This window comes from Streptococcus sp. DD04 (assembly GCF_001578725.1).
Taxonomy (GTDB): domain Bacteria; phylum Bacillota; class Bacilli; order Lactobacillales; family Streptococcaceae; genus Streptococcus; species Streptococcus sinensis.
In genome coordinates, this window is record NZ_KQ968978.1 from 31,069 (window position 1) to 40,827 (window position 9,759).

12 protein-coding genes are annotated in these 9,759 nt (G+C 37.3%); 11 read left to right on the forward strand and 1 reads right to left on the reverse strand.

Going from position 1 to position 9,759, the window contains the following annotated elements; genetic code table 11:
• Positions 1-7: 7 nt before the first annotated feature.
• From STRDD04_RS05265 to STRDD04_RS10945, 3 genes are all read left to right on the forward strand, one after another.
• Positions 8-238, forward strand: coding sequence for a hypothetical protein (locus tag STRDD04_RS05265; protein WP_062199961.1), 231 nt, complete (start codon positions 8-10; stop codon positions 236-238).
• 160 nt (positions 239-398) lie between these two features.
• On the forward strand, positions 399-617 hold the full coding sequence (locus STRDD04_RS05270) for a hypothetical protein (protein WP_062199963.1): 219 nt from the start codon (positions 399-401) through the stop codon (positions 615-617).
• A gap of 10 nt (positions 618-627) precedes the next feature.
• Positions 628-768 (forward strand): hypothetical protein, encoded by a 141-nt coding sequence (locus STRDD04_RS10945; RefSeq protein WP_156469054.1) that lies wholly within the window; start codon positions 628-630, stop codon positions 766-768.
• A gap of 17 nt (positions 769-785) precedes the next feature.
• Here the strand turns inward: STRDD04_RS10945 and STRDD04_RS05275 are convergent, their stop codons facing one another.
• Complete coding sequence (locus STRDD04_RS05275; protein WP_062199965.1) at positions 786-1,028, reverse strand: hypothetical protein; 243 nt, start codon at positions 1,026-1,028, stop codon at positions 786-788.
• Between the two features lie 69 nt (positions 1,029-1,097).
• Here STRDD04_RS05275 and STRDD04_RS05280 point away from each other — a divergent pair, with 69 nt between their 5' ends.
• From STRDD04_RS05280 to STRDD04_RS05315, 8 genes are read left to right on the forward strand one after another with little or no spacing between them, the layout of a single operon-like run.
• Complete coding sequence (locus tag STRDD04_RS05280; protein WP_062199967.1) at positions 1,098-1,577, forward strand: hypothetical protein; 480 nt, start codon at positions 1,098-1,100, stop codon at positions 1,575-1,577.
• A 59-nt stretch (positions 1,578-1,636) separates the two neighbouring features.
• Entirely contained in the window at positions 1,637-2,572 is a 936-nt protein-coding gene (locus tag STRDD04_RS05285; RefSeq protein ID WP_062199969.1) for a conjugal transfer protein, read from the forward strand.
• A 19-nt stretch (positions 2,573-2,591) separates the two neighbouring features.
• Positions 2,592-2,816 carry a TcpD family membrane protein gene (locus STRDD04_RS05290; protein ID WP_062199972.1) on the forward strand — a complete coding sequence of 75 codons (225 nt, stop codon included), beginning with the start codon at positions 2,592-2,594 and terminating at the stop codon, positions 2,814-2,816.
• Positions 2,817-2,818: 2 nt separating this feature from the next.
• Positions 2,819-3,214 carry a TcpE family conjugal transfer membrane protein gene (locus tag STRDD04_RS05295; protein WP_062199974.1) on the forward strand — a complete coding sequence of 132 codons (396 nt, stop codon included), beginning with the start codon at positions 2,819-2,821 and terminating at the stop codon, positions 3,212-3,214.
• A 32-nt stretch (positions 3,215-3,246) separates the two neighbouring features.
• Entirely contained in the window at positions 3,247-5,709 is a 2,463-nt protein-coding gene (locus STRDD04_RS05300; protein ID WP_062200578.1) for an ATP-binding protein, read from the forward strand.
• 48 nt (positions 5,710-5,757) lie between these two features.
• Entirely contained in the window at positions 5,758-7,803 is a 2,046-nt protein-coding gene (locus STRDD04_RS05305) for a hypothetical protein (protein WP_062199976.1), read from the forward strand.
• Between the two features lie 3 nt (positions 7,804-7,806).
• Positions 7,807-8,889: a phage tail tip lysozyme gene (locus tag STRDD04_RS05310; RefSeq protein WP_062199978.1), complete on the forward strand. Its 1,083-nt coding sequence runs from the start codon at positions 7,807-7,809 to the stop codon at positions 8,887-8,889.
• A 20-nt stretch (positions 8,890-8,909) separates the two neighbouring features.
• A complete protein-coding gene (locus STRDD04_RS05315) occupies positions 8,910-9,641 on the forward strand; it encodes an LPXTG cell wall anchor domain-containing protein (RefSeq protein ID WP_062199980.1) in 732 nt (243 codons plus the stop codon).
• Positions 9,642-9,759 lie beyond the last annotated feature (118 nt).

Here is a 9,759-nt window from a genome sequence, read left to right on the forward strand (position 1 = left end):
AAAATAAATGGCAATGTTGCAAGTGGAATGTCGGGATTGTGGAGCTACTTTCTCATTGAGAGGATGGATTGAGCCTGAGGATTTGATTGGGACTCAATGGGAAGGCTACACAAACCAAGATATAGTAAATGCTGAAAAGGAAAATCCAAGGATATTCGATGGACTTGACCCTTGGGATAAATTTGAAAGCAATGAAATTTGTCCGTTTTGCGGTTCATCAAACGTCATTAGTATTTAACCTGAAAATTATTTTGTAATTAAGGAATCAGAAGAAATTCAAAGGGTTTTAAAAAGAATTCAAGGTGAGTTATCAGAATATGATAATTAGTAGTGTATGCACTTATCGTTTTGGTGAGTGTTTTTTTTATTTACATTTTAGAGAAAGAGAGGTTTAGTAAGTGAGTAAATCTAGGGTTTTGATTAGGAATCCTCAAAACGGTAGGCAGGCATGGTTTAGTTTGCCTTTTTATTTTGGCAAACTTACAAAAATCGGTTTGTCTGGTTCGTATGATGAACAGATTGAGATTGTAGAGTCGGAAGGTTCTGCTTATATTGGCACAGGTTCCTTCACTGTTGAGGACTTGGAACAATTAAATAGACAAGCAGAAGAATATTGAGGTGAATTGAATGGCAAATGATGTAGTGGTTGATGTTAGAAATAAGTGTTTGCTCTATCTTAGTGAGTTATTGAGTAATCCTAATAATTTAGATAAGTATGATCTGGTGAATGTTGCTATTCTTTTGAAAGAGATTAGGAAGTTAAAATAAAAAAGGCATATAGCCTTTTAGTCTTGATTGGTGATGATGATTGCTTTTAAGTCTTCGCCTTTTACAATGACAATATTTGTGTCGCTGATGAATTTGTATTCTAGCAGTCCTAGCGAAAGTTCTTTGATACTATCTAATGGGAAATCTTCGTATGATACTAATTCTTCGATTGGTAGATTGTTTTTAATTTGAATTTTAGTGAGATTGTCTATAGTTGTTATTCGATTGGTAAGTCCTTTGATTAAAATTTCAATTTTCATGTGCTGTTTCCTTTCGTTAAAAATAGAATATCATATTTTGTTAGAAAATAAAAATAAATGAGGTGAGTTATGCTTGCAAATATAAGAGTTCGTGAGAATGGGCAATCACGCTTTCTGTGTGAATTAGATTTGATGAAGTTCACAAAGGAACAGGTACAGGAAAGAATAAATGAAAGAGGACTTGATGAAGAGTCCTTTTTTATTTGCGGTTTTCCTGAATGGGGGGTAGATACGATTTTTACTCTAGGGAAAGCCTATCTTTTGAAGAAAATTATTGTTGATTTGTATGAGGGAGATGAGTTCGTTGTGTGTTGCTTGTTAAAGCAAGGAAAATCGCTTGTTGACATTGCTACAAGGACTTATCGTTTTTTGACAAAAGATGAAGCAGAATTGATGGAGAAATTACTAGAACAGGCAGAATTTAGCTCTGTTATTCATTTCTTTTATAAAGCAGGTAGCTGGATAACAGCTGTAAATAGTTATATTGAAAAGGGGGTGGTGCTAAATACACCGAAAGGATTTTATGTAGATGAAGAATATTTCCATTAGATTGGAAATAATTTAAAATTTCCGTTGTGACGGAAAAATATTGTTGCAAAAGGAGAGAAATGACAGAAGAGAAAAAAGAAAAACGTTTTTTGAAGAAAATCAATCAGAAGCAGAAGATTAAGATGAAATTACCTAAAAAAGTTAATCAAAGAATAGCTAATTTGTTATTTTTGGGTGGAACTTTAGCGTTGGTTGGTTTAGCTGCTGGAACAGTGATAGTTACTTTTACACGGCAAGTAGTGCCGAATAAGCCAACTGTGAAGGTGGTAGAGAAGACCGATAATGGTTATCAGACAGATAATCGGTTGGAGTTATTCTTGAATGGTTATGTAAGTAGCTATTTTAATTATTCAGGTGAAGAGTCTTTGCAAAAGGAAGAGATTGAACGTTTGAATAGTTATTATGATGTGATTCCAGAAGTTCGCTCACAAGGTCAGTTAAGACAGCCTACAAGCTTGATTTCTTCCCGTGTACAAGAAATTAAGAAGGATGTAGCTGTTTACCGTGTAACTTATGAAACAGGTGCGGAAAAGACTAGAATTACGGTGAATTTTTCAATTCCTTATGGAGAAAACAAAACAGGATTCTATGTGTCTGGTCTTCCCTGGTTTGAAGCAGTGGAAAGTTTCAAGGCGACTGAAGTAGATAAAAAGAATGCCTTGAATCTGACGGCGACAGACGAAGTTGTGGAAGAAGAGCAGGAAAAGTTAGATAACTTTATCAAATTGTTTTTCAACAACTATACGACTTCTCAAGACAATCTAAATGCAGTCGCAAAGGATGTAAGAGCTATATCTGGAGCAGTTTTTAAAACGTTAGATTATGCTTATTACAAAAAGGATGGCAAGAAGGTGACAGCTTATATTCAGGCAACAATAGAGATTGCTGGAACAACTCATAGTGAGAATTTCACGTTTGAGTTGGAAGAAAAAGCTGATAGCTTTTTTATTACGAAGATGGAACATGGTATTCCAAAAGATTATGCGAAAAAATAGAAAGAAAATGAGGTAGAAAATGGGTTTACAAGCAATATTTAATTGGTTTGTTGAAGCGGTATTGGTTTGGGTGATTGCTGGTTTTGCTGGATGGAAGTTTATTGATGGCATCCGAGAGCAAAAAATTGGTAAAGCTGTATTTTCGTTATTGATTGGTGGAGCAGCTTATTATTTTGTGAAAAATCCTGAACAGGTCTTGCGTCAAGTTGGAACGATTATAGCTAAGATTTTTGGTCACAGTTAGTTATGGAACAGGAATTAAAAGATAAGAAACTTTATTCTTACAAGCGAGCGTTGAATCAGCCTTATTGGATTCAACGATTGAATGATAGGCTGTCTTTAGATGCTCCAATCAAATTTTCATTGCTTGTTTATTTTTTGTTGGTATTTGCCCTACTTTATGTCTTATTGGATGTATTGTTTAAGTCTTTCCCTTTTGGATTGAAAGGGATGTTTGCTAGTATGGCAGCCTTTTATGCGGCTAGAATTTTATCAGATCTAGTTGTAGATGGGAAAGCACTGATTTTCTATATCATAGATTATCTTAAATTCTATGTGATGTATGGATTGAAGTCAGATCGTATTTATATCAACAAAGGAATCGTTTATGAAAAGCATAAAAAGAGAAAGGAGAATGATTGAAAAATCAGATTTGGGATATTAAAGACAATTTAATGCTAAAGACAGATGGTTCTGTTTTAGCAGTTTATCGGATTCCTTCAAAGGTCATCAATTCAACGGATGCTGCTGCGAAGGAAGAGTTTAAGAAAATTGTTTATTCGGCCTTAAATAATCTTAGGGCTTATTATGATTTTGAGATTCAAATGTTGCCAGTTGATGTAGATTTGGTTGAAAATTTCAAAAAGCTTTCTCAGGATATTGATTGGGATAGCGGTGCAGGTTCTCTTGCGGAATATGTCCTAAATGGCACGATTGAGAAGTTAGAACAGTCAATTGGCACTTTGTATGAGTATCAATATTATTTGATTGTCCCGTTGAAGTCGATTCATGTATCGGTGGACTTAAAAAGTGTAGTGAAGCAAGGTTATGATAATGCAAGAAAGACTATTTTATCTACTTTTGGCATTGGAGAAGTAGTTCCCAAAGATTGGGAAAAAGGGTATCAGAATCAAAGAGAAGTTTTGGAAAATGCGCTATCTCTTTTAGACATTCGCTTCTTAACGACTCGGGAAACTATTTTTCTGAATCGCCTGCAGTATCTAAGAGGTCAATTTTATGATAAAAACACGGAAATTTCTATAGTTCAGAATTCCATGGATAATTTGGATGAGGTGAATATAGAATTTGAAAATGTGAATATTTTAAAATTGACAAATTTCGATCAATCTAGTTATGTTGCTTTGTTACCAGTGAATCATGTGCCAGAAAACATGTCTCATCTACATTTGCAAGAGGAATTGCAGAATTTGCGTTTTCCAGTAGAGGGCAATTTTAAGGTTCAGTTTTCATTGCCGAAAGGTGTTTTTTCACTGACAGAAAAAGCCAAGCGTGCTAGAAAACGGCTAAAGAATACCTCTCAAGAAGCAGCTGAAACAGATGATGTACAGAAATCATCTGTTTTAAAAAGCATCTTCCTTTTAGAAGATCTGAGACGGAAGGTGGATGAAGAAGAAGCCCTGGTTTCTTACTTGAATGTTTTGATTGTAACCGATCAAACAATGGAAGGCTTGAAGAATAAGTATGAAGCACTTTATGCCTACCTCAATCAAATTGGGGTAGAAGTAGTTAGAGCAAATGCGGATCAATTGTATCTCTTCTATAAGACAAGAATTGGTGAAGTCTTAGAAAGAAAAGACAAGAATTTCCTTCAGGCGATGACTTTAGAAGCATTTTGTGAAAATTTGTTTTTCATGACTAAAAAAGTGGGAACAGATATTGGCTTGTACATAGGACGGGTCGATCATCAAAATGGCTCTTGGCAAGGAGATTATAAGGCAGCAATCGACTCTAGCTCGAATGCTGTTTTCACAAATTTGCTTCAGGCAAATAAGTTGAATGTAAAAGATAAGACGACTAGCAATCCTCATGTTGCTGTTATTGGTGAAACGGGGTCTGGAAAATCATACCTGACTAAATTGCTATTTACTTATCATACGTTATTGAAAACTAAAACTTTGTATATTGATCCGAAAGCAGAAATGCGAAGGCAATATCAAGCAGTATTGAAAGAGTATGAAGAGAAAGGTATTTATCCAGAAATTCAAGAGTATATCCAGTCGATCGACTTTGTAACGTTGGATGCGAATGATCCAAAGAATTATGGGGTCTTAGATCCATTGGTATTCTTGAAAGGTCGAGAGGCACGTGACTTGGCGGATAGTATGATTGATACCTTGTTAGGTAAAGAGAATACTCTTAAAATTCGAACAGCTTATTTGAAATTGCTTGATAAATACCTGGCTCTAAGGGAAGATGGTCAGCAAGTTGGGATGATTCAAGTTTTTGAAGATCTCAAAGAACATGAAAATGAGACGATTCGTGATGCAGGAGAGTTTTTGATTTCTGCAGTGGAGCAGTCCATTCTTTCCCTTTGTTTCTCAGATGGGAAAAACGAGGGAATTGATACAGATGCTAAGGTCACAATTTTGGAGATTACAGGTCTTAATCTTCCAAATGAAGCATCAAGCAATCTGGAGCTGACTCAGGATGAGCGAAAGAGTCTATCGGTTATGTATGCCTTGGGTTACTTTTGTACAAAATTTGGAAAGCAAAATCCGCATCAGGAAACGATTGAGTTCTTTGATGAAGCCTGGTTCTTTAATTCGACTTCAGTAGGGAAGAAGATTCTCAAGATGATGAAACGTGTTGGACGTTCAGAGAATAACTTTCTTGTATTCATTACTCAGTCTGTCAATGATATTCAGTCTGAAGATGATACGACTGGCTTTGGTACAGTATTTGCCTTCCTGGAGAAGAATGAGATTGAAGAGGTTCTGAAATATCTTAAAATTCCAGTAACTAAGTCCACTAGAGAATGGATTGGAAATATGACAATGGGTCAGTGTATCTACTATGATACGTTTGGTAGAAAAGAACGCATCACGGTAGATGGTCTTTTTCCTGAAATTACGAAACTGTTTGACACTGTAAAATCTGATCTTAAAGCTGTTTTGTAGAGGGGGTGAGGAAACATTAAACTATATGAAAAGTTTAACAAAAGAAAAGTGTTTTGGTTACTTGGTTTTCTGGGATTAGTAGTTCTGGGGACTAGTCTTTTCGTTTTAGCGGATGAAGAAGCTCAACAAACCTTGACTGGCTTAGATTACAAGAGCGTCAAAGAACATTTGGATCAATTCACTAGTAAAGTCTGGTTTGGTGATGATCTTTTGGGTTTGGGTTCAGAAACACTCTATCTAATCAACAAATTTGTTCAAGCTGTTTTCTGGATTACTAAGTTTGAGTTCAAAATTTTTGCAGGAATTTATGAAATTTTGTCTGCTGCAAATGGTCTTGGCAATCTTTCTGATTTAATTCGAACTGTAATTGGAGAAATGGCTCAAGTCTTTGGGAATTTAAAGAATAGCTTGCTTATGCCTGTAGGGATAATGATGGCAACTTATGCAGTTTATGTGTATTTTGTCAGGAATGGTTCTTTTGTAAAAACGCTGTTGAAATTGTTAGCAGTTTTTGCGTTTAGTGGCGCCTTGTTTACTCAGACCACAATTCAAGGTAAAAGTGGCTATGTGGCAGAAATTCTATATGATACGGTGGAGACGGTAACAAATGAGCTTTCAAATAAGGTCACAGGGAGTTTATCTGGTATTCATTCAGACCAGACAGCTGTTTTGGATCAATATTTTTTAAAAGCTATTTGGACACCTTACAGCCATATGAATGGTGAAGATAAAAGCGGAAAGATTATTCTCAAAGATGAGGAATTGAAACGCTTGGTTTTCTACAATGATGGAGATGATGATTTTAAAATTGGTGATCAAAAAATTGATAAGATTGCGGGTGATAGGAAAAAACCAAAAGTCTATGCATTAAAAGATTCTTGGGGTATGAAGTTCACTTATGCTTTTATCTCTGTAATAGAATCTTTTGTCATGGGAGTGGTGATTGATGGTTTTGCCATCTTTGCTTTTGTCATGAGGTTAATGTTTATTTTGATTGTCTTCTTATCACCAATAGCCATTCTATTGTCGTTGATTCCAACGTTTGAAAACATTCTTTTTAATATTTATAAAAAAATGTTAATCTCTCTGGGTTTGAGTGGTTCTATGTCTATTATCTCGGTCTTGTTTTTGTATTTTTACAATAAACTAGGGGAGATTTTGACTCAGGCTGTAGCTGGCAATTTGATTTTAGGGACGATTTTAAAAGCTCTTGTCCTCTTTATTCTCTGGAAGAAGAGGGACTGGCTTATCAGCATTCTCACAGCGAATAGGGTGACTTCTGTAGCTCAAGATTGGGTTCATAAGTTGCCACGATTAAATACGCAGGGATCAGTAAATGAGCTGGAGTATGAAGGTGAAGAGGGCAAAGCAACTAGGATGAGTTGGATGCAAAAAGGGAATTGGAAGAACTGGCTCAAAAACAAGAGTCGGCCTTCTACTCAAGTTCCCACACCTACTCCAGCTCCTGTTTCGGATTTTGGGGCAGGAAACCCTGAAGGGGGTGTTTCGCCAGATGAAAGTATTGAAATGGTTCCAAAACCAATTCAACGTCCAGATTTTGAGACAGATCAGCCGTTTCGAGAGGAAGAAGTACCTGGACTACGGAACAAAATTCCCCCTCGTTTAGAAGAGGAAGATTTGGCACCGAAACCAGTTGTTGAGAGACCAAATTTGCCCCCTATTTCACCTCAGTCAGAACATGAGGTAGAAAGAGTGGAAGAACTATTGGAAAATGAACAACGCAATCCAGCGCCTCGGCCATTTTCGCCTTATCAGTCAGAGCCAGAAATGATGAAAGAGGAACCTTCTCCTCCACAGGTGAGACCACCAGCTGTTGAGCCAGAGGAAGTTGAAGAACGTTTAGATAAGACACGTAAAAAATCAGAGAGCAGTCCGCCTAAACAAGAGGTCAAACGACCAATTGAAGAGCCACGTGAGATTTCAGAGCCAAAATCAATTCCAGAAGTGAGAAAACCGATTGTAAGACCACCATCAAAAGTGGAGGACTCTCCGTTTTCAGAACCTGAGATAAAGACAGATAGAGAGAATCTATTTGTGCCAGAAGTAAAATTTCGGAATCGCTTTAGGAGGTAGAAGATGAAAAAGAAATGGCTGTTGATGCCATTGATGGGGGTGATGCTGCCGCTAGTCATGATGTCGTTTCTTTTATTTTCTTCTGCTGGAGGCGGTGGAAGTGAAGGAACGACTGGAGTTGGAACAAGTTTAACGGCTAAAGAAGTTGCTTCTAAAACAGATATTTCTGAAGAAAGGGCTAAGGATGTCATTAAGATATTAAATTGGCTCATGGGGAAGGAAGAATCTACTTTAGAAGGAGCGACTGGAGTATTAGCTGTTGCTGAGCGAGAGTCAGGATTTGATCCTGAAGCAATCAATACAGGGGGAGGTGTCGCTGGCTATTTCCAGTGGTCTGGCTGGTCTAATCAAGTCAACGGAAATCGTTGGGCATTGGCTAGAGAGAGAAAATTAGATCCAGATGTGGAACTGGATTTAATGAGTAAAGAGCTAAATGGCAACTGGAAAAAGGTTAAGGATTATTTAAAAACCGCAAAGAGTCCTGAGGAAGCAGCTTTGTATTGGTCAGAACATTACGAAGGGGTTTCTTTATCGGATGGACAGACAAAAGCCGAAACTTTAAAGAAGAATGCCAAAAAATGGCAGGAAGTATTTAAAGGTACGATTTCAAACCAGGGCAAGAAAAGCAGTAAAAAGAAGAAGGGTAAAGTAAAAGGCAATGCTCAAGTTGCTTCAGGTCAAATTTCTAGTGAAATTCCTGCAGGTTTTACATTGGACAAACCTATGAATACTTCAGGTTTTATTGCCAGTTCTTATCCGTATGGACAGTGTACTTGGTTTGTATATAATCGAGCAAAAGAGTTTGGTGTATCATTCTCTCCGTATATGGGGAATGGTGGAGATTGGAAAAGTCAATCAGGATATGAGGTGACGAATACTCCAACCAAACATGCAGCAGTTAGTTTCTATCCAGGGCAAGCAGGAGCAGATTTTACATATGGTCATGTTTCATTTGTAGAAGATGTAGCTGCAGATGGATCAGTTTTAATTTCGGAAAGCAATGTTTCTGGATTAGGTGTAGTTACTTATCGTGTGTTTGATTCAGAAAGTGCTAAGAAATTGACCTATGTTATTGGTCGTAAATAAAAATGTAAAGGAAAATGGAAATGAAAAAAGAACAAGTCATTGGTTTAGCTACTGTTGTAGCAACTTCGATTGTGATGTTTGCAGGAAACGTATCTGCAGATGGAGTAACAATTGGCTCTAGTGAGCCAGGAACAAGTGTAGAAGCTCCAGATAAAGGGGGAGATGCAGGAGTTGTGATTGGAAAAGAAACAACGAAACCTGCTCCAGCTGAGCCATCTACCAAAGATGGTGTTATTGGTGAAAACAAAAAACCAGATGCTCAGCCGAGTGATGTTGAAAAGCCGAAGGAGGAAGGTAAGGCAACAGAACCGAGCCAGCCAGTGAATCCTGAGAAGGATAAAGAATTGCCTAAACCCGCTCCACAAGAAAAGGACGATATAGACAATAAACTCAAAGAGGAGACTCGAACAACAGACCAAGCGAACCAGGTTAGGGAATCACAAGTTGGCACAACTTCCAGCGTGACTGGTCAAGTCGTTCAAAATGTTTCGTCAGAAGCACCCGTTCAAACCAACACAGGCGTTAAAATTGTCAGCACTGAAAATGGTCTAGTAAAGCTAAGTGACGGTTCTTTAGTCACTCCTGAAGCTGTAGGGGCTGTTACGAATGCAGATAAAACGATTTCAGTCACAAAGGCAGACGGTAAAAAAGCCACCTTGCCACATACTGGGGAAGCGCAGTCTCTCTTGTCATTCCTTGGTGTAGCACTATCAACTGTTGCAGGATACGTTTTCCGTAAAAAACAAGCTTAATAAAAAACTACTGATGACCGAAAAGTCATTAAACTAGATAAAAAAATGAAGGAGATTCACATGAATCAAGAAACAAAACAAATTTTCTCAATCCGTAAATTCAAAACAGGAACATATT